General features: G+C 65.9%; 21 protein-coding genes. 1 reads left to right on the top strand and 20 read right to left on the bottom strand.

The annotated features are described in order from the left end of the window. The 20 genes from ftsZ to A8G00_RS24015 all read right to left on the bottom strand — a co-directional run. A partial coding sequence (gene ftsZ, locus A8G00_RS23920) for a cell division protein FtsZ (RefSeq protein WP_103001889.1) occupies positions 1–1,082 on the bottom strand: 1,082 nt, incomplete at its 3' end. Between the two features lie 110 nt (positions 1,083–1,192). Then, positions 1,193–2,479, bottom strand: a complete 1,287-nt coding sequence (gene ftsA / locus A8G00_RS23925) for a cell division protein FtsA (protein ID WP_025550635.1) — start codon at positions 2,477–2,479, stop codon at positions 1,193–1,195. Positions 2,480–2,485: 6 nt separating this feature from the next. Then, entirely contained in the window at positions 2,486–3,433 is a 948-nt protein-coding gene (locus tag A8G00_RS23930; protein ID WP_103001890.1) for a cell division protein FtsQ/DivIB, read from the bottom strand. Beyond that, positions 3,426–4,391: a D-alanine--D-alanine ligase gene (locus tag A8G00_RS23935; RefSeq protein ID WP_025550631.1), complete on the bottom strand. Its 966-nt coding sequence runs from the start codon at positions 4,389–4,391 to the stop codon at positions 3,426–3,428. The genes A8G00_RS23930 and A8G00_RS23935 overlap by 8 nt, the downstream gene beginning before the upstream one ends. Continuing rightward, positions 4,388–5,308: a UDP-N-acetylmuramate dehydrogenase gene (gene murB / locus A8G00_RS23940; protein ID WP_103001891.1), complete on the bottom strand. Its 921-nt coding sequence runs from the start codon at positions 5,306–5,308 to the stop codon at positions 4,388–4,390. Before murB ends, A8G00_RS23935 begins: the two co-directional genes overlap by 4 nt. Beyond that, positions 5,305–5,502, bottom strand: coding sequence for a hypothetical protein (locus A8G00_RS23945; RefSeq protein ID WP_025550630.1), 198 nt, complete (start codon positions 5,500–5,502; stop codon positions 5,305–5,307). The genes murB and A8G00_RS23945 overlap by 4 nt, the downstream gene beginning before the upstream one ends. Further along, entirely contained in the window at positions 5,502–6,923 is a 1,422-nt protein-coding gene (murC, locus tag A8G00_RS23950; protein WP_025550629.1) for a UDP-N-acetylmuramate--L-alanine ligase, read from the bottom strand. The genes A8G00_RS23945 and murC overlap by 1 nt, the downstream gene beginning before the upstream one ends. A gap of 58 nt (positions 6,924–6,981) precedes the next feature. Continuing rightward, positions 6,982–8,163: an undecaprenyldiphospho-muramoylpentapeptide beta-N-acetylglucosaminyltransferase gene (murG, locus tag A8G00_RS23955; RefSeq protein WP_025550628.1), complete on the bottom strand. Its 1,182-nt coding sequence runs from the start codon at positions 8,161–8,163 to the stop codon at positions 6,982–6,984. After that, positions 8,160–9,362: an FtsW/RodA/SpoVE family cell cycle protein gene (locus A8G00_RS23960; RefSeq protein WP_025550626.1), complete on the bottom strand. Its 1,203-nt coding sequence runs from the start codon at positions 9,360–9,362 to the stop codon at positions 8,160–8,162. Before A8G00_RS23960 ends, murG begins: the two co-directional genes overlap by 4 nt. Positions 9,363–9,388: 26 nt before the next feature. Further along, a complete protein-coding gene (gene murD, locus A8G00_RS23965; RefSeq protein ID WP_103001892.1) occupies positions 9,389–10,714 on the bottom strand; it encodes a UDP-N-acetylmuramoyl-L-alanine--D-glutamate ligase in 1,326 nt (441 codons plus the stop codon). 5 nt (positions 10,715–10,719) lie between these two features. Further along, positions 10,720–11,793 (bottom strand): phospho-N-acetylmuramoyl-pentapeptide-transferase, encoded by a 1,074-nt coding sequence (mraY, locus tag A8G00_RS23970; RefSeq protein ID WP_025550622.1) that lies wholly within the window; start codon positions 11,791–11,793, stop codon positions 10,720–10,722. Then, positions 11,793–13,169, bottom strand: a complete 1,377-nt coding sequence (murF, locus tag A8G00_RS23975; protein WP_044660136.1) for a UDP-N-acetylmuramoyl-tripeptide--D-alanyl-D-alanine ligase — start codon at positions 13,167–13,169, stop codon at positions 11,793–11,795. The genes mraY and murF overlap by 1 nt, the downstream gene beginning before the upstream one ends. Continuing rightward, positions 13,166–14,608, bottom strand: coding sequence for a UDP-N-acetylmuramoyl-L-alanyl-D-glutamate--2,6-diaminopimelate ligase (locus tag A8G00_RS23980; RefSeq protein WP_103001893.1), 1,443 nt, complete (start codon positions 14,606–14,608; stop codon positions 13,166–13,168). The genes murF and A8G00_RS23980 overlap by 4 nt, the downstream gene beginning before the upstream one ends. Further along, positions 14,608–16,308: a penicillin-binding protein 2 gene (locus A8G00_RS23985; protein ID WP_061939089.1), complete on the bottom strand. Its 1,701-nt coding sequence runs from the start codon at positions 16,306–16,308 to the stop codon at positions 14,608–14,610. Before A8G00_RS23985 ends, A8G00_RS23980 begins: the two co-directional genes overlap by 1 nt. Continuing rightward, on the bottom strand, positions 16,309–16,962 hold the full coding sequence (locus tag A8G00_RS23990; protein WP_025550614.1) for a hypothetical protein: 654 nt from the start codon (positions 16,960–16,962) through the stop codon (positions 16,309–16,311). After that, positions 16,959–17,939 (bottom strand): 16S rRNA (cytosine(1402)-N(4))-methyltransferase RsmH, encoded by a 981-nt coding sequence (rsmH, locus tag A8G00_RS23995; RefSeq protein ID WP_103001894.1) that lies wholly within the window; start codon positions 17,937–17,939, stop codon positions 16,959–16,961. Before rsmH ends, A8G00_RS23990 begins: the two co-directional genes overlap by 4 nt. Further along, the gene (locus A8G00_RS24000) at positions 17,936–18,433 is read right to left on the bottom strand and encodes a division/cell wall cluster transcriptional repressor MraZ (protein ID WP_025546944.1); all 498 of its coding nucleotides are present in this window, start codon (positions 18,431–18,433) and stop codon (positions 17,936–17,938) included. Before A8G00_RS24000 ends, rsmH begins: the two co-directional genes overlap by 4 nt. A gap of 185 nt (positions 18,434–18,618) precedes the next feature. Next, positions 18,619–19,893 carry a hypothetical protein gene (locus tag A8G00_RS24005; RefSeq protein ID WP_253258084.1) on the bottom strand — a complete coding sequence of 425 codons (1,275 nt, stop codon included), beginning with the start codon at positions 19,891–19,893 and terminating at the stop codon, positions 18,619–18,621. Positions 19,894–19,936: 43 nt separating this feature from the next. Beyond that, positions 19,937–20,242 (bottom strand): hypothetical protein, encoded by a 306-nt coding sequence (locus tag A8G00_RS24010; RefSeq protein ID WP_020821203.1) that lies wholly within the window; start codon positions 20,240–20,242, stop codon positions 19,937–19,939. A 41-nt stretch (positions 20,243–20,283) separates the two neighbouring features. Continuing rightward, positions 20,284–21,279, bottom strand: coding sequence for a cysteine synthase A (locus tag A8G00_RS24015; RefSeq protein WP_044662761.1), 996 nt, complete (start codon positions 21,277–21,279; stop codon positions 20,284–20,286). A gap of 174 nt (positions 21,280–21,453) precedes the next feature. Here A8G00_RS24015 and A8G00_RS24020 point away from each other — a divergent pair, with 174 nt between their 5' ends. Beyond that, positions 21,454–22,422 (top strand): cell wall hydrolase, encoded by a 969-nt coding sequence (locus A8G00_RS24020; protein WP_103001943.1) that lies wholly within the window; start codon positions 21,454–21,456, stop codon positions 22,420–22,422. Positions 22,423–22,634: the final 212 nt, after the last annotated feature.

Consider the following 22,634-nt stretch of genomic DNA (forward strand, 5'->3'; position numbering starts at 1 on the left):
ACCGGAGCCGGCGCAGGCTGCGGCGCGGGCTTGGGCGCGGCGGCGGTCGGCACCGCGACGGCCGGACGGCTGGCGAAGCTGAACGGCTGGGTCAGCGGCGCGGCATTGGCTCCCGCATCGCTGTCGATGCCGGTGGCGACCACCGATACGCGGATCTTGCCGTTCAGATTGTCGTTGAAGGCCGAACCCCAGATGATGTTCGCATCGGGATCGACCAGTTCGCGGATGTGGTTGGCGGCCTCGTCCACTTCCATCAGGCGCATGTCGTCGCCGCCCACGATGGAGACGATCACGCCCTTGGCGCCGCGCATCGACACGCCGTCCAGCAGCGGATTGGCGATGGCCTTTTCAGCGGCCTGCAGAGCGCGGCCGTCGCCTTCGGCTTCGCCGGTGCCCATCATCGCCTTGCCCATTTCGCCCATCACGGAACGGACGTCCGCGAAGTCGAGGTTGATGAGGCCCGGCATGACCATCAGGTCGGTGATGCCGCGCACGCCCTGCTGCAGCACCTCGTCCGCCATCTGGAAGGCTTCCTTGAAGGTGGTGTTCGGGTTGGCGATCAGGAACAGATTCTGGTTCGGGATGACGATGAGGGTATCGACATGCTTCTGCAGTTCCTCGATGCCCGCCTCCGCCGACTTCATGCGGCGATTGCCCTCGAAGGTGAAGGGCTTGGTCACCACGCCGACGGTCAGGATGCCGCGGTCGCGGGCGGCCTTGGCAATGACCGGCGCGGCGCCGGTGCCGGTGCCGCCGCCCATGCCGGCGGCGATGAAGCACATATGCGCGCCGTCCAGCGCCTGCTCGACCGAGGCGATGGTCTCTTCAGCGGCGGCCTTGCCGATTTCAGGGCGAGAGCCGGCGCCCAGCCCTTCGGTGATCTGCGGGCCAAGCTGGATGCGCCGTTCCGCGGGCGAGGCATTCAGCGCCTGCGCGTCGGTATTGGCGACGATGAAATCCACGCCCTCGACGGAGGCGGCGATCATGTTCGCGATGGCGTTGCCGCCCGCGCCGCCGACGCCGATCACCGCGATGCGTGGCTTCAACTCGTCCACATGCGGCGGGCTGATTTCAATGCTCATAAATTCTAGCTCCCTCCAGCTTCGGTGACGTGAGCGAAACTGTCATCGAAGGTTAATGCAACAGATGATGGCGTATTTCACCAGTAAAATTCGTCTGACCTGTGTTTATTTCAATAGTTCGTCTTCATCGCCTTCACCATTCTCTGCCACCATGCTGGCGCGCCGATACGATGAACGGTCTGGGGAGCGGGCGCTATCGTTCTAAGATCAACCGGGTTCGAAGCGCCGTAAAGCGCAAGTCCGGCCAGCGTCGCGAAGGCCGGGCCGCTATGCGCCTCCGGCATCGCGGCCAGGCCGCGCGGCCGTCCGATCCGCACCGCGCGGCCCAGCGCGCCCTGGGCATAGTCGGCAATGCCCTTCATTTCCGCGCCGCCGCCGGTCAGCACGACCTGCCGTCCGGTAGGCGTGTTGAAGCCCATGCCGGCGAGCGCCGCATTCACCTCCACCATGATCTGGTTCAGCCGCTCGCAGATCACCGCCACCAAAGCGGCGCGGGTGATCTTGCCGCCATCGGCATTGGGACCTGCGCTCTGTCCCGGAATGGCGACGTCGCCATGGGGCGCGGCGATCTCTATCATGTCGCGGAAGTCGCGGCGGTTCTGCATGGCCGACCCATAGAAGCATTTGATCCGCTCCGCCTGGCTGCGGCGGATGCCGAAGGCGGAGGCGATGTCGTCCGTGATGTCGGACGCGCCGATCGGAATGCTGTGCAGCCCGACCAGCATGCCGCCCGCATAGAGCGAGACATTGGTGACGCCAGCGCCCAGTTCGACCAGCGCCACGCCCAGGTCCCGCTCCTCTTCCGACAGGCAGGCGAGGCCTGTGGCAATGGGGGAAGCCACGATGGAGTTGACGTTGAGATAGGCGCCACGCACGCAGAGATCCAGATTGGCGAGCGGCGCCCCGTCTGCCAGCACGACATGGATGTCGACGCCCAGCAGGTCCGCATGCATGCCGAGCGGCTTCTTCACCGGCACGCGGCCGTTGATGGTGAAGCAGGTCGGCTGGGCATGCAGAACCACGCGCCCGTCCGGATCGATCCCCTGCTGGCCGGTGGTCAGAAGGTCATCGATGTCCGCCTGTTCGACGCGATAGCCGCCCATGTCGCGCTCGACCGTGACGACATCGCTGACCAGCGAGCCGCCGGAGAAGCTGACCCACACATCCTCGATATTCGTGCCCGCGACGCGTTCCGCCTGTTCCACGGTTTCCCGGACGGCGAGTTCGGTCCGCTCCATGTCCGCGATGAAGCCGCGCCGCACGCCCCGGCTTTCGCGCTGGCCGGTGCCCAGGATCGCCAGTTCGCCATTTTCGGTGCGCCCCGCGATCAGCGCGGACACCTTCCACGATCCGATGTCGATCGCGGTGACGAACTTCTCGACCTTGGGTTGAGCCATGGGGGTTCAGCCTTCCTCGCCCTTGGCGGGCGCTTCGGCGCTCGCATCGGGCTTGTCGCCGGACGAACCGCTTCCCTGGCCCTGCGGCAGGCGCAGCACGAAACGGTCGGGATCGCGCATGTCGAACTTGACGATGCCCCGGCCCAGCAGGCGGTTCACCCCGTCCATTCGCGCGAAATTGACCAGCGCCGTGGCCGACGGCTTGTCGCCTTCGGGCAGGGAAAGCGTCTCCCCCGACTGAAAGCGCAAGTCCCAGCGCCGGTTCCCGACCCAGGTGGCGCCCGCCAGCATGGGTTTGAGCGCGGGCGCATTTTCCATCAGCCTGTTGAGGCCCGCGGTCTGGCGATTGGCGTTGGGACCGACCACAAGCGGCAGGTCCGGCATCGCCCCGGCGGACACCGATTGCAGCACCACGCCGGCCACGTCGATCAGGTGAAGCTGTCCATCATGCTGCCACACCGCGACAGGATCGCGTTCGACGATGTCGACCACCAGCGTATCGGGCAGGCGGCGGGAAATGCGCGCATCCTTGACCCAGCCGAGCTTCAGCATGTCGGCCCGCACCTTGGGCAGGTCGAGCGAAAGCATGGACCGGCTCACCTGGCCCAGGGCGATATTGTAGATGGGCAGTTCGTCCATCCGCTCGACGCCGCGCACTTCGACCTTCTCGACTTCGAAACCGGCCTGGGCGGCAAGTTCGGACGCCTTCTGCCCGGCCATGGCGGGAACGCCCATCAGCATGGCGATGCCGACCAGCGCCGCCAGCACGATGCCGACGATGGTCCAGCTCGCCATGCGCTGGAGCGCTTCCTCGCTCACCGGCAGCTGGTCGATCAGGCCGTCGATCCAGCTCCGCTGCTTGACCGAACGCCCTCGCCCCCCGCTGCGGCCGCGCGCGCCGGTCGTTCGCGTCAGCCGCGCCGTTCCGCCACGCCGGATGCGTGCTTCAGCCATGCTTCGCCCCCCCATTGGCTGCAATTCGGGCGCCGTTCAGCGCGTCCTCGACTATACGCTCCACCAGCTCGGCATAGTCAATGCCCAGCCTGGCCGCCTGTTCGGGCACGAGGCTGAGCGGCGTCATGCCCGGCTGGGTGTTCACCTCCAGCAGGAACAGCCCGTCGATCCCCTGTTCATCGTCCCAACGGAAATCGGCGCGCGACGCCCCCTTGCAGCCCAGCAACCGATGCGCGCGCAACGCGATCGCCTTGCAGGCTTCGCTGATCTCCTGCGGAATATCGGCGGGACACACATGCTCGGTCATGCCGTCGGTATATTTGGCGTCGAAATCGTAGAAGCCACTTTTCGGGCGCAATTCCGTGACCAGCAGCGCTTCGTCGCCCAGCACGGCGGTCGTGAGTTCCCGGCCGCGAATATAGGGCTCGGCCAGCAATTCCTCGAAATGCAGCCACGGTCCCTCGACATCCCGGCCGATGGGCGATCCATAATTGCCGTCCCGGGTCACGATGGCGACGCCGACCGAACTGCCCTCATTGACCGGCTTCACCACATAGGGGCGCGGCAGGGGATCGCCCTCGAACAGGCTTTCGCTGGGCACGATATGACCGCCGGGCATGGGGATGCCATGGGGCACCAGCGCCTGCTTGGTAAGCTGCTTGTCGATCGCGATGACCGAGGTGGCGAGGCCGGAATGGGTGTAGGTGAGGCCCATCAGGTCCATCATGCCCTGCACCGTGCCATCCTCGCCGGGTACGCCGTGAAGGGCGTTGAACACGACATCCGGCCTGGCCTCCGCGAGGCGCAGCGCGACGTCGCGGTCCATGTCGATCCGCGTAACCCTGTGGCCGCGCGATTCCAGCGCCTTGGCGACGCCCTCGCCCGACGAAAGCGAAACGGGCCGTTCGGCGGACCAGCCCCCCATCAGGACGGCAACATGCCAGGGGCCACGAGTCATGTATCTGTTCCTTCAACCAGCTGAACGCCCACCCTTTGAATTTCCCATTCGAGGTCAATGCCGCTCTTTTCCTTCACCCGGCGGCGCACCTCCTCGCCCAGCGCCTCTATATCCGCGCTGGTCGCATCGCCCAGGTTGAGGAGGAAATTGGTGTGCTTTTCCGAAACCTGCGCGCCCCCCCGTTGCAGCCCCCGGCACCCGGCCTCATCCACCAGCTGCCAGGCCTTGTGACCGGCCGGGTTTTTGAAGGTGGACCCTCCGGTCTTGCTGCGGAGCGGCTGGCTTTCCTCGCGGGCGGTCGCGATGCGGTCCATCTCCGCCTGGATGGCCGCGGACTCGCCGGGAAAGCCCCGGAAAACCGCGCTCACCACGACAGCGCCGTCGGGAAGAGTGCTGTGGCGGTAAGTGTAGCCCAATGCATCGACCGGCAATGTCACCCGCTCGCCGGACCGCAGCACAACCTCGCATTCCACAAGAATATCGCAGGTCTCACGACCATAGGCGCCCCCGTTCATCCGCACGAAGCCGCCGACCGTGCCCGGAATGGACCGCAGGAATTCAAGCCCGGCGATCCCTGCATCCCGCGCGGTCGATGAAACGAGGATGCCCGAGGCCCCTCCCCCGCAGCGCAGGCTGGTCGCATCGACCTGCTCCACCTTGGCAAAGGGCTTGCCAAGACGCACCACAACGCCCGGAACGCCGCCGTCCCGCACGATCAGGTTGGAACCGAGCCCCAGCGCCATCACCGGGATCGCCGGGTCCAGTCGGGTGAGGAAATCGGAAAGATCGTCCGCGTCCTTCGGCTCGAACAGCCATTGCGCGACGCCGCCCGCCTTGAACCAGACGAGCGGCGCCAACGGCGCATCGGCCTTGAGCGAACCGCGAACCGGAGGAAGGGACGTCGCCGCCAGCGTCAATCGCGCATCCCCCAAAGCCGCATCCAGCCCTTCATCGCCTTCATGCCCGCCTCGCCCGCGCGGGTCGCGGCGAGGCCCGCATCCACATTGCGCTGGGCGGCGTCGACCATCTGCTGCGCCGCTTCGACGCCCTGCATCTGGATGTCGATCATCCGTTTCTGCATTTCCAGCCCGACATTGAGCAGTTCGAACATCAGGCGGCTTCCCTCTCCGCAACGGCGGAGGCCAACCCCGCCGCCCATTTGGTAATGTCGCCCGCGCCAAGGCAGATGATCATGTCATCCGCCTGCACATCGGCGGCGATCAGGCGGGCAAGATCGTCCGCGCCCTCGACCGTCGCGGCGTTGCGATGGCCCCGGCGCTTCAGCCCTGCGACCAGTTCCGCGCTGTCCACGCCCTCGATCGGCTGCTCGCCGGCTGGATAGACCGGGGCGGCATAGACGATGTCGGCATCGTTGAAGGCCTGCTGGAACTCGTCCATCAGGTCGCGCAGGCGGGTGAAGCGATGCGGTTGGACCACGGCGATGACCCGGCCTTTCGCCCCTTCGCGGGCGGCAGCCAGCACCGCCTTGATCTCGACCGGATGGTGGCCGTAATCGTCGATCACCGTCGCGGCGCCGCCACCGACCGCGATTTCCCCGACCTTGGTGAAGCGCCGCTTGACGCCGCCGAACTTGGCGAAGCCGGTCTGGATCGTCGCGTCATCGATGCCCATCTGCAACGCCACGCCGATCGCCGCCATGGCGTTCAGCACATTGTGGCGGCCCGGCATCGGCATTTCGATGCCCTCGATCCGGCGGAGCGAACCGTCGCGTTCCCGGATCTGCACGTCAAAGCGGTTGCCGCCGGGAATCGGCTGCACATTTTCGCCGCGAATATCGGCCTGGGCGGAGAAGCCATAGGTGACGATGCGCCGGTCCTGCACGCGCGGCAGGATCGCCTGCACCTCCGGATGGTCGAGGCACAGCATCGCCGCGCCGTAGAAAGGCACATTCTCGACGAACTCGACGAATGCGTCCTTCACCTTGTCGAAACTGCCATAATGGTCGAGATGCTCGGGATCGATATTGGTGACGACCGCCAGCGTGCCGTCCAGGCGCAGGAAGCTGCCGTCACTCTCGTCGGCTTCTACCACCATCCATTCGCTGTTGCCTAGGCGGGCGTTGGAGCCGTAGCTGTTGATGATGCCGCCATTGATGACGGTCGGGTCCACCCCGCCCGCATCCAGCAACGCCGCGACCATCGATGTGGTCGTGGTCTTGCCGTGCGTGCCCGCGACCGCGACGGTCGATTTGAGGCGCATCAGTTCCGCCAGCATTTCGGCCCGACGGATGACGGGGACGCGGCGCTCCAACGCCAGATCGACCTCCGGATTGCCCTTCTTGATCGCGGTGGAGGTCACGACCACGGCGGCATCGCCCAGATTTTCGGCCTTGTGACCGATCATCACGGGGATGCCCTTCTTGCGCAGCCCCTCGACCACATAGCCTTCGGCGACGTCGCTGCCTTGAACCCTGTAGCCCAGATTATGCATCACCTCAGCGATGCCGGACATGCCGATGCCGCCGATGCCGATGAAATGGATCGTGCCGATGTCGGTGCCGACACCCTTCATGCGTGGGATTCCTTGCTGACAGAATAGAGAGAGCCGTGGGGGGAGAGTTTGGCGTTCTTCATGCAGGAACACCCTGCAAATTGAGGCTGGTGGGCGTCGGGCCGACACGCAGCGGGTCATTGATGATGGGCGCCGGGCCAATGCTTTCCAGCAGATCCGCCATGTCGCGAGCCGCATTCGGGCGACCGCAGGCGCGGGCGCGCTTGGCCGCATTCTGGAGCGCGCCGGGTTCCAGCGCCATCTTCTGCATCTGCTTGGCAAGTTCCACAGCCGTGAAGCGCGCCTGCGGAATGGTGCGGGCGCCGCCGGCCTCGGTCATCTCGCGGGCATTGGCGGTCTGGTGGTCGTCCATCGCGCTCGGCAGCGGTATCAGGATCGCCGGACGCCCCGCACAGGTCAGTTCCGCCAGCGTCGAAGCGCCCGCCCGCGCGATGACAAGGTGCGACCAGCCCAGTTTTTCCGGGACATCGTTGAAATAAGTCGCCAGGTCCGCCGGGATTTCCAGATCGGCATAGAGCCGGCGCACCCGCTCAATATCCTCCGCCCGGCATTGCTGCGTCACCTGCAGGCGCCGGCGCAGGCTGAGCGGCAGCATGCCCAGGCCATCGGGCACGACGCTGGAAAGGATCGTCGCCCCCTGGCTGCCGCCGATGACCAGCACACGGAACACGCTCTCGTCGGTCAGCGCGGGAAAATCCTCCTCGCGAAGCTGCTTCACCTCCTCGCGCACCGGATTGCCGACGAGGTGGACCTTGCCGGCATATCTGTCCTTGAGCCGCTCGACATCCGGATAGGCGGTCGCGATGGCATCCACCCGTCCCGCCAGATAGCGGTTCACCCGGCCAAGCACGGCATTCTGTTCGTGAATGGCGGTCGGAATGCCATCGGCCAGCGCGCCCAGCAACGCGGGCATGGCCGGATAGCCGCCAAAACCCACAACGGCCGTCGGGCGGAACGTCTCGTTCAGACGCCGCGCCATCGCCCGGCCCGCCAAAATCGCCTTCAACGCGCCCGGCCAGCTTCTGGGATTCCGGGTCATCCGCCCGGCGGGCATGACATGGACCTGTGCCCGGTTGTCAGGCGCCTTGTCGAAAATGCCAGGTATCTTGGCGCCGCGCTCATCCGTCACCAGCGCGACATGATGGCCGCGCAGCATCAGCTCTTCAGCAACGGCATGCGCCGGAATCATATGACCACCCGTCCCGCCGGCGGCGAGGACGAAGTGTCGGGAAATGCTCATCGACCACTCCATTTGACGACCGTGTGCCGACCCATGAAGGGGTTGCGCCGCGTGAATGCGAGCAACAGGCCGACGCCGATACAAAGCGCCAGCATAGAGGAGCCGCCATAGCTGATAAAGGGCAGCGTCATGCCCTTGGACGGAAATATCTGGGCGTTGACGCCCATGTTGATGATCGCCTGAAGCCCGAACTGGGTGGTAAGACCCGCCGCGGCGAGAATGGTGAAATTATCGTCCTCGTCCAGCATGCGCAGGAACACCCGCACGACGATCGCCAGATAGACGCAGGCGATGCCGATGCAGGCGAGCAGGCCGAACTCCTCCCCGATGACCGAGAAGATATAGTCGGTATGCGCTTCGGGCAGGCGGAACTTGTTCTGCCCGCCGCCCGGCCCGACGCCCAGGAAGCCGCCATGGGTGATGGTGCGGAAGGCCAGTTCGGTCTGGTCCGGCCCGACATCCTGCGCGACGCCGATGCCCAGGAAGTCGTTGATGCGCTGACGTCCGTTCTCATAGAACATGTACATCAGCACCAGCCCGCCAAGCCCCGCGCCCGCCATCCCGCCGATGAAGCGCATGGACACGCCCGACAGCAGCAGCAGGCCGCCCCAGCAGGCGAGGAAGATCACCGTCTGGCCGAAGTCCGGCTGCTTCATCAGGATCGCCGCGATCAGCAGCGTCAGCACGCCGGTCAGCGGGATCACGGGCAGCGTCATGTCCTTGCCGCGCAGCGACAGCAACCAGGCCATGGTGACGACATAGACGGGCTTGAGGAATTCCGACGGCTGGAACCGGAAACCCGGCAGGTCGATCCAGCGCTTGGCGCCGTTCACCACGGAACCCAGCACCGGCACCAGCAGCAGCGCCACGGCAAAGACGATGCACAGGATAAAGGCCAGCCGGCGCGCCTGCGTCCGGGGCAGCATGGAGATCACCAGCATGATCGGCAGGCCGATGAACACCCACATCAACTGGCGGTAGAAATAGATGAGCGGCGTCACCGAAACCGTGCTGGTCGACCGGTCGATCGCCGCCACCGGGGAGGCCGCCGCCACGGCGACCAGCCCGATCGCCATCAGCGCGACGATCAGCGACAGCAGCACGCGGTCGATTTCCCAGAACCAGATGGCCAGCGCCGTACGCTCACGCGGGACGGTGCGGTTCCTGAACTCCTTTACAAGATCGCCTGCCCTCGACATGCCCCCCAAAGCTCCTCCGATTCCCTTTATTCCAGCGCGGCGACGGCAGCGGCGAAGGCATCGCCCCTCGCCTCGAAATCGCGGAACTGGTCGAAACTCGCGCAGGCTGGCGACAGCAGCACCACGTCACCCGGCTGCGCCACCCGCGCAGCGCGGCGAACGGCGGCCGATAGCATTTCCGAATCGTCCACCGCCATATGCGGGCGCAACAGCTCAGCGAACATGGGGCCCGCTTCGCCGATGGTATAGGCCTGGGCCACATTGGCGAACCAGGGCGCGCACTCGTCCAGATTGTCGGTCTTGGCCAGGCCGCCGACGATCCAGTGCAGCCGCTTGCGGCCATCGACCGGCGGATAGGCGGCCAGCGCCGGCGCGGTCGAGGCGGCGTTGGTCGCCTTGCTGTCGTTGACGTAGAGGACGCCATTCAGTTCCCGCACCCGCTGCATTCGGTGGGGAAGGCTGGCATAGCTTTGCAGGCCCTGTTCGATTGTCGCTTCGCCGATGCCCAGCGCGCGGGCGACTGCGATGGCGACGGCGGCGTTCTGGGCGTTATGCGGGCCTTGCAATGCGGGCCAGCCGGCCTGAGCGGAGGGATCGATGTCGCCCGATCGCACCTCCACAACCCCGCCATTCCCGCCTTCCCGGGAATGACGGATGGAATAGAATATCCCCCGGCTCGGCTCATCTTCCGTCGCGATTACCGCGACATGCCCGGCCGACTGCATCGCGAACAGCCGCGCCTTGGAGGCTACATAGCCCTCAAAGCCATTATAACGGTCGAGATGATCCGGCGTGATGTTGAGCAGCACCGCCACATCGCAATCCAGGCTGCCCGTCAGGTCGATCTGGTAGCTCGACAGCTCCAGCACATAGACGCCGCCCTCCGGCAACGGGTCCTGTCCCAGGATCGGCAGCCCGATATTGCCGCCCATCCGCGTGGGAATGCCCGCCGTCTCGACGATATGATGGACCAGAGCGGTCGTGGTGGACTTGCCGTTGGTTCCGGTGATCCCCACCACCCGATGCTTGGGCAGGCTGGGCCGGGCGAGCGCGAACAGCTCTATGTCGCCAATGACCGGCACCCCCGCGAGCTTCGCATGCATGGCGATGGGATGCTTGTTGAGCGGCACGCCGGGCGACACCACCACGCCGTCAAAGCCCTTGAGGTCGATTTCGGTGGGATCGGCCAATTCCGCCTGGCCCTTAACGGCGGCGCGCGCCTCGTCCCGGCTGTCCCATGCCACGACCTCAGCCCCGCTCGCCGCCAGGCACTCGACCGTGGCGAGGCCGGACCGCGCCAGCCCCAGCACCGCATATTTCCTGCCTGCAAAGACGTCGGAAACGATCCCCATGGCGCTCACCGCAGCTTCAGCGTGGCGAGGCCGGCCAGCGCCAGCACGAAGGAAATGATCCAGAAGCGGATCACGACGGTCGGCTCGGCCCAGCCCAATTGTTCGAAATGATGGTGGATCGGCGCCATCTTGAACACGCGCTTGCCGGTGCGCTTGTAGAAGAAGACCTGGATGATGACGGACATCGCCTCCACCACGAACAGCCCGCCGATCACGCCCAGCACGATCTCATGATGCGCGGTGACGGCGATCACGCCGATCGTGCCGCCGAGCGCCAGGCTGCCGGTGTCGCCCATGAAGACGGCGGCGGGCGGCGCGTTGAACCAGAGGAAGGCGAGGCCCGCCCCGATGATCGCGCCGCACAATATGGTGAGGTTGCCCGCCCCCGGCACATGCGGAATGCCAAGATAGCCCGCAAAGTCGGCGCGCCCGACCAGATAGACGATGGCCATGAACGCCATGCAGGCGATGATGACCGGCATCGTCGCAAGCCCATCCAGACCGTCGGTCAGGTTCACCGCATTGCCGAACGCCACAATCACGAAGGCCGCGAAGAGGAAATAGAACGGCCCCAGTTCGATCGCCGGACCGTTGTAGAAGGGCACGTACAGCGCGGTATTGCCATGCTGGCTGACGATCAGCCACGCCGCGAAACCGGCGATCAGGAACTCGAAGGCCAGGCGCATCTTGCCCGAAAGCCCCTTGTGGCTGGCTTTCGTCACCTTGTCATAATCGTCGAGGAAACCGATGGCGCCGAAACCCAGCGTCACGAATAGGCAGGCCCAGACATAGATGGAGGAAAGGTCCATCCACAGCAGCACCGACGACACCATGGACGTCAGGATCATGAGGCCGCCCATGGTCGGCGTGCCGCGCTTGGCGAGGTGCGTCTGCGGGCCGTCGTCACGGATCGGCTGCCCCTTGCCCTGCCGCACGCGCAGCCATCCGATGAAGCGCGGCCCGATCAGCAGGCCGATGATGAGCGCGGTCGCGATCGCCGCGCCCGCCCGGAAGCTCAAATAGCGGATGAGGTTGAACACACCCGCGAAATCCATGGTCTGGGCAAGCCAGTAGAGCATCAGTTCTTTGCTTCCTGTAGCGCGGCGACGAGGCGCGAGAGGCCGATGCCGTTCGATCCCTTCACCAGGACCGCATCGCCCGCGCGTATTTCATGTCGAATGAGGTCGGTGGCGCTGGCTGCGTCGGATACATGGTCGAAGGCGATGACGCCGCCCAGCGCTTGCGCCAGCGGCTCCATCTCCTCGCCCACCAGCACCGCATAATCCACCTGGCCCGCCGTGAGCGGTTCGACCAGCCCGGCATGCAATTCGCGGCTGCGGTCGCCCAGTTCGCGCATCCCGCCCAGCACGGCAATGCGGCGCTCCGCCTGCTCCCGGCCCAATTGCCTGAGCGTCGCCGTCATGCTCAGCGGATTGGCGTTATAGCTTTCGTCGATCAGCAACGCCTCGCCGCCCTCGACAGGCAGGATGCTCCGCTGACCCCGACCCGGAAGGCCCGGCATTTCCGCCAGCGCCAGTCCCGCCGCCGCCAGATCGCCGCCCAGCGCCTCCACCGTCGCCAGCACCGCCAGAGCGTTGGAAACCCAATGTTCGCCCGGAGCCCCCACGGTGAAGCACAGTTCGACGCCCGGCAGCGCCGCCGTGACCAGCGTGCCGCCGCCCACCGCAGGCACGGTTTCGCGGGCGCGGACATCGGCCTCCGGATCGAAGCCGAAGGTCAGGATTCGTGCCGCATGCTTCTCCGCCTTGGCATAAAGGGTCGCGACATGCGGGCTGTCATAGGGGATGACCGCCGTGCCGCCCGGCTCCAGCCCTTCGAAAATCTCGGCCTTGGCCTCCGCGATCTTCTCCTCGGTGCCGAAAAATTCGATATGGGCCGGCGCGATGGCGGTGACGATGGCGACATGCGGCCGCACCTGCCGGGTCAGCGCCGCCAGCTCGCCGGCATGGTTCATGCCCATTTCGAACACGCCAAAGGCGGATTCGCGCGGCATGCGCGACAGGCTCAGCGGCACGCCGACATGGTTATTGTAGCTCTTGACGGAGCGGTGGACCTCCCCCGGACAGATGCGATCGAGCGCATGGAACAGCGCCTCCTTGGTGCCGGTCTTGCCCACCGATCCGGTGACGCCGACCACCTTGCCCTGCATCCGCGCGCGGGAGGCGCGACCAAGATCCTCCAGCGCCGCCGCGCTGTCGGGCACCAGCACATGCGGCTGCGCGATCGGCTGGCTGACGATGGCGCCCGCCGCGCCCTGACCGAACGCCTTGTCGACGAAGCGATGGCCATCCGTGGCCTCGCCCTTCATCGCGACGAACAGGTCGCCGCCCGTCACTTCGCGGCTGTCGAACGCCACGCCAGAAACGGCGAAGGGCGCCGAAGCGACGCCCCCCGTGGCCTGCGCAATCTCTTCGGAGGTCCAGAGTGCGCTCATCCGGCGCATTCCCGCGCCACGGTCACATCGTCGAAAGGCAGCACCCGGTCCCCGATGATCTGGCCCTGCTCATGCCCCTTGCCTGCCAGGAGGACAATGTCGTCCGCGCCTGCCTGAGCGATGGCGGCGGCGATGGCGGCGCGGCGACCGCCAATCTCCTCCGCGCCCGGCGCGCCCGCCATGACGGCGGCGCGGATGGCGGAGGGCTCCTCCGAACGCGGATTGTCGTCGGTGACGATCACATGGTCGGCAAGGTCCGCCGCCACCTTGCCCATTTGCGGCCGCTTGCCCGCGTCGCGATCCCCGCCCGCGCCGAACAGTGCGATCAGCCGACCCCGCGTATGCGGCCGCAGCGCCTCGATGGCGGCACGCAACCCGTCGGGCGTATGGGCATAGTCGACATAGACCGGGGCGCCCGTCCTGGTGATGACGGCCCGCTCCAGCCGCCCGCGCACGGGCTGCACCCGGCCCAGCAGTTCCAGCACCTTGCCCGCATCCTCGCCGCCGGCAATCACCAGACCGGCGGCGGTGAGCGCATTAGCCGCCTGATAGGCGCCGATCAGCGGCAGGTTGACCTTGTGGCTTTTGCCTTCAACCTCGACGTCCAGCGTCTGGCCCAACTGGGTCGGGGTGCGGTTGGCAAGGCGCAATGCCTGCCCCTGCACCCCGACGCTCAGCACACGAAGCCCCCGCTTCGTAGCCCGCTGGATAACCTTTTCCGACCATGCGTCATCGGCCCAGACGACCGCCGCGCCCAGCGGCTCGACCACCTCGTCGAACAGCCGCATCTTGGCATCGAAATAGCTGTCCATGTCGCCATGATAATCGAGATGATCCCGCGACAGGTTGGTGAAGGCCGCTGCCGACACGGGCAGCCCTTCAGTGCGATATTGCGCCAGCCCGTGGCTCGACGCCTCGAACGCGGCATGGGTGATGCCCTCGCGCTTCAGGCCCGACATGTTGGCGAGGAAGGTCACGATGTCCGGCGTGGTGAGCCCGGTGGAAACCTGATCCACGGAGGTGGTCACGCCCAGGGTGCCGATGGAGGCGGATTTATGCCCCAGCATCCGCCAGAGCTGCCGGGTCAGTTCGACGGTGGAGGTTTTGCCGTTGGTCCCGGTGACGGCAACGGTCACCTCCGGAAACGGCGCGAAATAGCGCGCGGCAAGCTGCGCGAACAGGCGGCGGGGGTTGTCCGACGCGATATGGATCGCGCCGTCCACCCGCGCCTCCGGCCGGGCGACGACCGCCACCGCCCCTGCCTGCACGGCGGCGGGAATGAAGTCCTCGCCATTGACCCGTGCTCCCTGGAAGGCCCCGAACACCGTGCCCGGCGCGACCTTCCGGTTATCGATCGCGAAGCCCGATACCGGCAGGTCCAGCGACGCGCCTGTATCGAGCTTCGCATCCAGCCCCTCGATAAGCGACCCGAGGCGCATTATTCTTTCTCCTTGTCGCCGTGCAACAGCGGCATGAGGTCGGAAATGTCGACGTCGCGCCGCTCGTCGGGCAGCACGCCCAGCATCGGCCCGGTGCGTTCCACCACCCGCTTCACGACCGGCGCCGCCGTCCAGGCGGCCGTGCGCAGGCCATATTGACCCGTCGCCTCGTCCATGGTGACGAGGACCACATAGCGCGGATTGTCCATGGGAAAGGCAGAAGCGAAAGTCGTCACCAGCGAAGTCTTGTTATACCGGCCCTCTTGGGGCTTTTCGGCGGAACCCGTCTTGCCGCCCACCCGGTATCCCTTGGCGTCGGCGCTGCGACCTGTACCCGCCGCCACGATCATGCGCAACAGTTGGCGCATGCGCGCGCTGGTCGCGGCGGAGAAGACGCGGCGGCCCTCCGGCACCTCGTCCGCCTTCAATTTGCGCAAGGTAGCGGGCCGCCACAGTCCGCCGTTCACCAACGCCGCATAAGCCGAAGCGAGATGCAAAGGCGTTACGGCGATGCCATGGCCATAGGAAACGGTCAGCGTCGTGATGCGCCCCCAATTGGCCGGCCAGAGCGTGCCTGCCCGTTCATTGAGCTCGATCGGCGCGCGCTGATCGAAGTGCAACTCCCGGAAAAGATGCTGCAAAGGCTCCGCGCCCATCTGGTCGGCGATCCGCGCCGTACCGATGTTGGAACTGTGCACCAGGATTTCCGGCACGTTGATCCAGCGGCCGAGCGGATGGTCGTCCTTGATCCGGAAGCCCGCAATGGCGAGCGGCGCCGTCGCGTCATAGGTCTTCGACATGGAAGTGACGACGCCGCGATCCATCGCCGCGGCGATGGACAGCGGCTTGAACGCCGATCCCAGTTCATAGCGCGCCTGCACCATATGGTTGCAGAGCGGCGATTCGCTGCAACTCTTGCCCGCATAATTTTGCAGCTTGTTGGGATCGAACACGGGAATTGACGCCATGGCGATCACCTCGCCGGTATTGGCGTCCAGTATCACGCCGCCCGCCCCCTTTGCGCGGGTCTGGACGAGCTGCGCGTACAGCTCGCTTTCCAGCGCGCCCTGCACGCGGCTGTCGATGGACATGGCGAAGGGCTGGCCGCGCAGCGCCGCATCGGTCAGCCGGTCGTTGAACGCCGCTTCCACGCCCATGCCGCCCTTGCCGTCCGTATTGGGCGCAAAGCCCATCACATGCGCCGCCAAGGTGCGCTGCGGATAGAGCCGCTCCTTCTCGCGCGGGAATTCGATGCCGATCTCGCCCAGGGCGTTCACGGCCGCCACCTCTTCCGGCAACGCGCGACGGCGCAGATAGGCCCAGCCGCGCCCGGTCAACTTCTTGTGGAAGGCGGCTTCCGGTTCGTCGGGGAATATCTCATGCAGCTTGCGCGCCAGTTCGGACGGGTCGCCGATTAGCCGCGAAGGCCGCACCGCAATCGAATAGGCATCCATGGTGCGCGCCAGCGGCACGCCGTTGCGGTCGACAATGTCGGCCCGCGCAGGAAGGCCGCCCATCGCGTCGCCGCCCCGCCCGTTGCCGGCGAAGACCCCCACCCAGCTCAGGCGCAGGATCAATACCGCCGTGATCGCCATGAACAGGATCAGCAGCAACATCAGCCGGTTATGCGCGATCGCCGTCAGGTCGACGCGCTGCTTGCCCGCTCTCGCGCCGCCCGGCTGAACGATGATCGTCGCCATCTAGCGATCCCCCTTGGCGCGCTCGCGCTTCGCTTTGGCGCTGATGTCCCCCAGCGTGCTGTCGTCGAGCAGCTTCGCGTCCAGCATCGCCATCCGCTCCGCGCGGCGGGCGACAGGATTGGGCTTCGTCGTGTCGGCGTCCTCCTTCGCCTTTTCCTTGGGCGTCTTGACGGGCGGCGCCTTGGCGATCTTGTCGACATTGTCCGCCGCATGCGCCTCCCGGATCACGGCGATGTCGCTGCGGATCTGGGTCGGCGCGGGGCTGGCGGGCGCGGCCTGCGGCGCCGACGGCAGATCGGCGGGCGTCTGCACCATCGCCACCATCACCGGCGGCGCGACATAATCGGGCCCATTGGGCTGCACCCCGTCGAGATGCGCCAGCGCCCGCTCGCCCGCCAGATATTGCTGGGCGGTGGGCGTCGCATACATGAAGTCGTCCTGGTTCCAGCGCTCAAGCTGCCGCATGTTCGCCCGCGCGCTGAACTCGGTCTCCAGATAGCGGATGTCGGCCTTGGCCCGCGCGATCTGCGCCCGCACCTTCATCAACTCATTACGCTCGGTCGCGACCTTGAGCGACACCAGATAAGCGCCCAGCGCCCCCAGCGCGACCAGAAGGATCCAGATCAGGCTCTGCAATCTCTTGACCGCGATCATGAGCGGGGTTTCCTGTCTTGGGTTCGGCGGGGGGAAACAGGGGCGGACGTGCGAACGGCGCTGCGCAGCGTGGCGGATCGGGAGCGGGGATTGCGCGCCAGTTCCGCCATGCCGGGCCGCACCGCCTTGGCTGGCCTTTCGAAAGTCGGCGCGGGACCGGACTGGAGTTGGGGCAAATGGCGCGATCCGCTCGCCTCGCTGCCGCTGCGGTTGCGCAGGAACTGCTTGACGATGCGGTCCTCCAGGCTGTGGAAGGTGACGACCGCCAGCCGGCCGCCCTCCTCCAGCATCGCCTCGGCCGCTTCCAGCCCCCGCTCCAGTTCCTCCAGCTCGCGATTCACATGGATGCGGATCGCCTGGAAGGTGCGGGTGGCGGGGTCCTTCTTGTCATGCGGCTTGTGGCCAAGCGCCTTGCGCACGACGCCGGCGAGTTGCCCGGTACGCTCCAGCGGCCGCGCCTCGACGATCGCCTTCGCCACGCGGCGCGAGCGGGGCTCCTCGCCATAGCGATAGAGGATGTCGGCAATCTCCTGCTCAGGGGCATTGTTCAGGAAATCGGCGGCGCTCATCCCGCTCCGGCTCATCGTCATGTCGAGCGGCCCGTCGCCCTGAAAGGAAAAGCCCCGCTCCGGCCGGTCGAGCTGCATGGACGAAACGCCGATGTCCAGCGTGACGCCGGAAACCGATGTCACGCCCCGGTCCGCCAGCAGTTGCTCCATCCGCGAAAATTCGCCCGCGATCAGGGTGATGCCCTTTTCGTCGGCCAGCGCCTGCCCTTCGCGAATCGCGTCGGGATCGCGGTCGAAGGCGAAGACCCTCGCCCCCTTGTCCGCCATGGCGCCCGAATAGCCGCCCGCGCCGAACGTGCCGTCGACATGGACCTCGCCGGGGTTGATGGCGAGGGCGTCGAGCACTTCGTCGATGAGCACCGGAATATGGCGCTCGGGGTCCTTGGCATGATCGGCGGAAGCGCTCACCTGGCCCCTCCCGCCGTCCGCTGGTCCAGCCAGCGGCGAACCTTGTTGCGGATCAGTTCCGGCCGGTCCTTGCTGTCGACCAGCGTTTCCGGCTTCCAGATCTGGATGTAGCGACCCACGCCATAGAAGAAGACGGCGTCGGCGATGCCATATTCCTCCTTGATGTCGGGATGCATGGCGAAGCGGCCGCCGTCATCGAAATTGACCTCCTCGATCGTGCCGAGGCGGCGCTCCAGTTCCAGATCGGCATCATAGTCGCGCCCCGCGGCGCGCGCTTCGCGGGCCAGTTCCTCGACTTCGGTGAACAGATGGCGGCGGTGCGATTCGCCAAAGCCCGTGGCGCAGGGGTTGCCGCCATGGACCGAGAGGAAAAGCCGGGTTTCATTGCCGCTGGACAGCTTGACCTGCCGGCGCATCTCCAGGGGCAGCACGAAACGGCCCTTGCCGTCCGCGACGCTGAATGCGTTGCCCGTATAGAGAATGACTTCCGACACTTTTGGACTGCTGCCCCTCTGTTCCCGGGGCGCAGGCTATCGCCAGCCGGATTCGCGCAGAGACGAACCGGCTCACAGGACTAGCAAAGCCTGACAAACCCCTATGGCTTTCAAATACCAAGCCACGGGGTGCAAGAAAAGGGATATTTTGGGAAAAGCCGGGAAATCCTGTTTTGTTCTGGTAATTAACCCTCTTTAAATGGCGTTGGCCGGGCAGGACGTGGCGAAGAAAGGTCCAAGGGAGCCGCCCCGCGCCGCCGGAAAAACACGGTTCCCAAGGCCGCCCAGAAAATCCCGACGAGGACCGCCCAGCGAACGGCGTTGACCAGCGCGTCACCCGACCGGACCCAGCGCCGCCCCGCCGGAAGCGTGGCGCCCAAAGCTTCCGCCACGAACTGCGGGGTATCGGCGGTCCATTGTCCGGGCTCCAACGACACGGCGGCATCCGCGAGCCAGAGCCTGTCGTCGATCAGATCGGCATCCGCGACGATGGTTGCGCTGCCCTTCCCCACCATGCAGCGCGCCACCAACCCCCGCCCCACGATGCGGCACTTCGGCCCCGCATCCTCGAAACCGGAGGCGGAATAGACGGTCAACACCCGCCCATCGCCCAGAAAATGACGCTTTTCGCCCGCGCTGGGGGGCGTCAGCCTGACGCCCCAATATTCGATCATCGCCGCGAGCAAGGTGACGGCCGGCGGTCGCCGCCGGTCGCCCAACGGCAGGTCCATCGGCCAACGCAGTTCCGGATCGGCCAGGACCAGCGCCTTGCCGCCCCGGCTGATCCATCCGTTCAACGCGACCAGTTCATCCATCGAAAAAGCCCGCGGCTGGGCGAGGAGGAGCGTCTTGGCAGGGCTGTTTTCCAGAGCGAGCGGCGAATCGAGGGGGCTCAGGTCGAATCGCTGGCGGAGGACGGTGACGATGGGCGCATCCACCTGGGCGCCATCGCGCCAGAATAGCGGCAGTCCGGTGATGACGGACAATTTGGCAGGATGAGGCGCGTGCTGAACAGCCGGCTCCTGAGCCAGCCAGCACGCCGCGAGAGCCAGCAAGGCCAGACCCATCGCAGCAATCCGCCCTGTTCCTGCGAAGGCAGGAACCCAGTCCCGCCATTTGGACCGGGCGGTCGCGAGCCATTCGTCTCTCTCAAGCGCCTTGGTGGGAATACGGAACATCAATCCCGCAAACATGGCCGCCAGCATCACCGCAAGCAACCAAAGCACGGGCAGCAAAGCCGGCACGCGCCAAGCCGCCAGAAACGCGCAGGACAGCACCGTCCCAATCGTTCCCAGCCCGGCCCACCACGCCGCCCCGTCCCCCAGCCGCGCCTTCAGCACAGCGGCCATCGGGATCGACAGCAGTGCCGGAACCATCCAGCCTCGAGGATCGACCTGCCCGGTCCGCAGCAGCGCGGGCCACCCGCCAAGCAGCACCAGGAGCCCGGGCAGAGCCAGCATCACAAATGTCCGAAGCGCAGCCTTCAAGCCGAACCCGCCAGCATCAGCGCGAAGCCGGCGGAATCTCGCGATCCATGGGTTTCTTGAGATTGGGGTCGGGTTGCAGGTCCGGCACGATCGGCGCCTGCTCCGGCGCGGGCTGCACGCCCAGTTCCGCCAGCGGCTCCTTGGGCGATACCGCATTCACGTCCAGCGTGGGCACGGTCGGCGGCGGCACCGCCGGATCGTCTATCCGCGCCTTGTCGATCACGATATTCGCCAGACCCACGAGCAACACCACGCCCGCCAGCCCGGTGAGGCCAATCTGGACACGCTGCAACCCTTCCTGTTGGCGGGGTGTTTCAGCCATGAAGCGCTCTTTTTTATCGCCGCCGCGACCTGTGTCGGCGGTCAACGAGTTTGCGCGAGCCAGGGGAAGACAGTCAAGCCCTTCAATTCCAGCCATTCGCGATTATAAAGCGTTGAAAGATAACGGAATCCGGTATCGCACAGGATCGTGACGATCCGCTTGCCGGGCCCAAGGCGTTTCGCCAGCGCCACCGCGCCCGCGACATTGATGCCCGACGACAGGCCCAGGCACAGCCCTTCCTCGGCCAGCAGACGCCGTACCCAGAGCAGCCCTTCCTCATCGGAAATGCGGAACTGGGTATCGATCGGCGCACCCTCCAGATTGGCGGTGATGCGTCCCTGCCCGATGCCCTCGGCCACCGAAGACCCTTCCGCCTTCAGCTCGCCATGAGCATAATAATTGTAAAGCGCCGCGCCATGCGGATCGCTGAGCGCGATGGTGATATTCTCGTCATGCGCCTTCAGGCCCAGCCCCACGCCCGCGATCGTCCCGCCCGTGCCCGCCGCGCAGGTGAAACCGTCGATCTGCCCGTCCATCTGGGTCCAGATTTCTTCGGCGGTGCCAATGATATGCGCCTTGCGGTTGGCGATATTGTCGAACTGGTTGGCCCAGATCGCACCTTCCGTCTCTTCCGCCAGGCGGCGGGAGGTGTGGACGAAATGGCCGGGATTGGAATAGGGCGCCGCCGGCACCGTCACCAGCTCGGCGCCCAGCGCGCGCAGCGTGTCCATCTTCTCGCGGCTCTGCGTCTCGGGCATGACGATGATCGTCCGATAGCCCTTGGCGTTGGCAACCAGCGCCAGCCCGATGCCGGTATTTCCCGCCGTCCCCTCGACGATGGTGCCGCCGGGCTTCAACAGCCCCTTTTCCTCCGCATCGTTGACGATGAACAGCGCCGCGCGATCCTTTACCGAAGCGCCGGGATTGGCGAATTCGCATTTGGCGTAAATGTCGCAACCCGTCTCTTCCGAAGGGCCGGCAAGGCGCACCAACGGCGTGTTGCCAATCAGGGCGAGACTATCTTTCTGAACCAGCATGGCTTCCGCATAGCGGACCAGATACGCGCTTGCCAAGCAACGGATTGATGGCCGCGCGAAAGTCGGGATTGTCGCTGGACTCATTAAGCTTTGCATCCTCCACCGTCTCAGAGCGGGACAGGCCGGATTCCGCAGGGGAACTGGCGAGGCTTTTCCCCTATGATAAGCGCCAACATGCGGATTTTCGGGGGAAACGGGGCTTTGAAGGGCCAGCGGACAGGGGTGAGGCACGGCGTCGTCGCCGCGCTGGCGCTGCTCGCCCTCGCCGCGCCGCGCCTGATCACAGCGGCACCGCTTGACCTGCTGGCCGCCAACCATGCGCAGGATGATCCCGCGGAGAAGCCCGGTGAGAATTTCCCCGGATCCGCCTTCTTCTTCGCGCAGGGCGCCTTCGATCCCGCGCCCGGCGCCGCAACGCTGCGAAGCGAGCATGTACTTGGGCTTGATGCCGTGCAGGCTGCTCCCGCCATGGCTTTCCGGGGCCTGACCGCGCTCGACAGCTATCGGGCGCTCAACTGCCTGACATCCGCCGTCTATTATGAGGCGGGGAGCGAGCCGGAGGACGGGCAACGCGCCGTGGCGCAGGTGGTGCTGAACCGCGTCCGCAACCCCGCCTGGCCCAAGAGCGTGTGCGGCGTCATCTACCAGGGGTCGGAACGCACCGACTATCGCTGCCAGTTCACCTTCAGCTGCGACGGCTCCATGGCGCGCGGCGCGAGCGCGGACGGATGGGCGCGCGCCCGCCGCATCGCCGCTCAGGCGCTTTCCGGCATGGTCTATCGGCCCGTCGGCCTTGCCACCTATTATCATACGCTGGCGGTGCGACCCGAATGGGCCGGCGCGATGCGGCCGGTTGCCGTGATCGGCGCGCATATCTTCTACCGCCCGCCCGGTGCCGGTGGCACGGCCGCCGCTTTCCGCATGGCTTATTCGGGGCGCGAAACACAGTCGGGGCCTGCCCGACTGGCATTGACCGCGAAGTCCCCGATGTTCGATCCCATGGTGGCGGAACCCGTCACGGCATCCCCCGCGCCGGCCGCGCCCGTCACCGGGCCTTTTGCCCCTCTGTCTCCCGATGCGCCGGGCCTTCCCCAATCGACGGTCCGCCCCGAATATCGCAACAGCGGCCGGCCGCTGATCTGACGAGCTTTTTTTGCGGAAAAATGCCGATTATTTTATGGTTACCGTTTCAGAAACCAATCAAACCGTTGAAAAATAACGAAATAAATTTCTCATCATTTTTTCGGACCTGGGGAACCTAATCCTTCCTTCATGGGTTCTGCACTGCGGATAGCAAATCTTTTGCCCCCCGCTCTTGCTATCCAAAAAAACATGAGCCCGGAACGCATCTCCCC

It is taken from the genome of Sphingobium sp. SA916 (assembly GCF_002894065.1).
Taxonomy (GTDB): domain Bacteria; phylum Pseudomonadota; class Alphaproteobacteria; order Sphingomonadales; family Sphingomonadaceae; genus Sphingobium; species Sphingobium fuliginis.

Excerpts from the sequence above, each read along its gene's own strand:
- ftsA (WP_025550635.1), bottom strand. The coding sequence starts at position 2,479 with ATGGCTCAACCCAAGGTCGAGAAGTTCGTCACCGCGATCGACATCGGA.
- A8G00_RS23930 (WP_103001890.1), bottom strand. The coding sequence starts at position 3,433 with ATGGCTGAAGCACGCATCCGGCGTGGCGGAACGGCGCGGCTGACGCGA.
- A8G00_RS23935 (WP_025550631.1), bottom strand. The coding sequence starts at position 4,391 with ATGACTCGTGGCCCCTGGCATGTTGCCGTCCTGATGGGGGGCTGGTCC.
- A8G00_RS23945 (WP_025550630.1), bottom strand. The coding sequence starts at position 5,502 with ATGTTCGAACTGCTCAATGTCGGGCTGGAAATGCAGAAACGGATGATC.
- murC (WP_025550629.1), bottom strand. The coding sequence starts at position 6,923 with ATGAAGGGTGTCGGCACCGACATCGGCACGATCCATTTCATCGGCATC.
- murG (WP_025550628.1), bottom strand. The coding sequence starts at position 8,163 with ATGAGCATTTCCCGACACTTCGTCCTCGCCGCCGGCGGGACGGGTGGT.
- A8G00_RS23960 (WP_025550626.1), bottom strand. The coding sequence starts at position 9,362 with ATGTCGAGGGCAGGCGATCTTGTAAAGGAGTTCAGGAACCGCACCGTC.
- murD (WP_103001892.1), bottom strand. The coding sequence starts at position 10,714 with ATGGGGATCGTTTCCGACGTCTTTGCAGGCAGGAAATATGCGGTGCTG.
- mraY (WP_025550622.1), bottom strand. The coding sequence starts at position 11,793 with ATGCTCTACTGGCTTGCCCAGACCATGGATTTCGCGGGTGTGTTCAAC.
- murF (WP_044660136.1), bottom strand. The coding sequence starts at position 13,169 with ATGAGCGCACTCTGGACCTCCGAAGAGATTGCGCAGGCCACGGGGGGC.
- A8G00_RS23980 (WP_103001893.1), bottom strand. The coding sequence starts at position 14,608 with ATGCGCCTCGGGTCGCTTATCGAGGGGCTGGATGCGAAGCTCGATACA.
- A8G00_RS23985 (WP_061939089.1), bottom strand. The coding sequence starts at position 16,308 with ATGGCGACGATCATCGTTCAGCCGGGCGGCGCGAGAGCGGGCAAGCAG.
- A8G00_RS23990 (WP_025550614.1), bottom strand. The coding sequence starts at position 16,962 with ATGATCGCGGTCAAGAGATTGCAGAGCCTGATCTGGATCCTTCTGGTC.
- A8G00_RS24005 (WP_253258084.1), bottom strand. The coding sequence starts at position 19,893 with ATGCTGGCTCTGCCCGGGCTCCTGGTGCTGCTTGGCGGGTGGCCCGCG.
- A8G00_RS24010 (WP_020821203.1), bottom strand. The coding sequence starts at position 20,242 with ATGGCTGAAACACCCCGCCAACAGGAAGGGTTGCAGCGTGTCCAGATT.
- A8G00_RS24015 (WP_044662761.1), bottom strand. The coding sequence starts at position 21,279 with ATGCTGGTTCAGAAAGATAGTCTCGCCCTGATTGGCAACACGCCGTTG.
- A8G00_RS24020 (WP_103001943.1), top strand. The coding sequence starts at position 21,454 with ATGCGGATTTTCGGGGGAAACGGGGCTTTGAAGGGCCAGCGGACAGGG.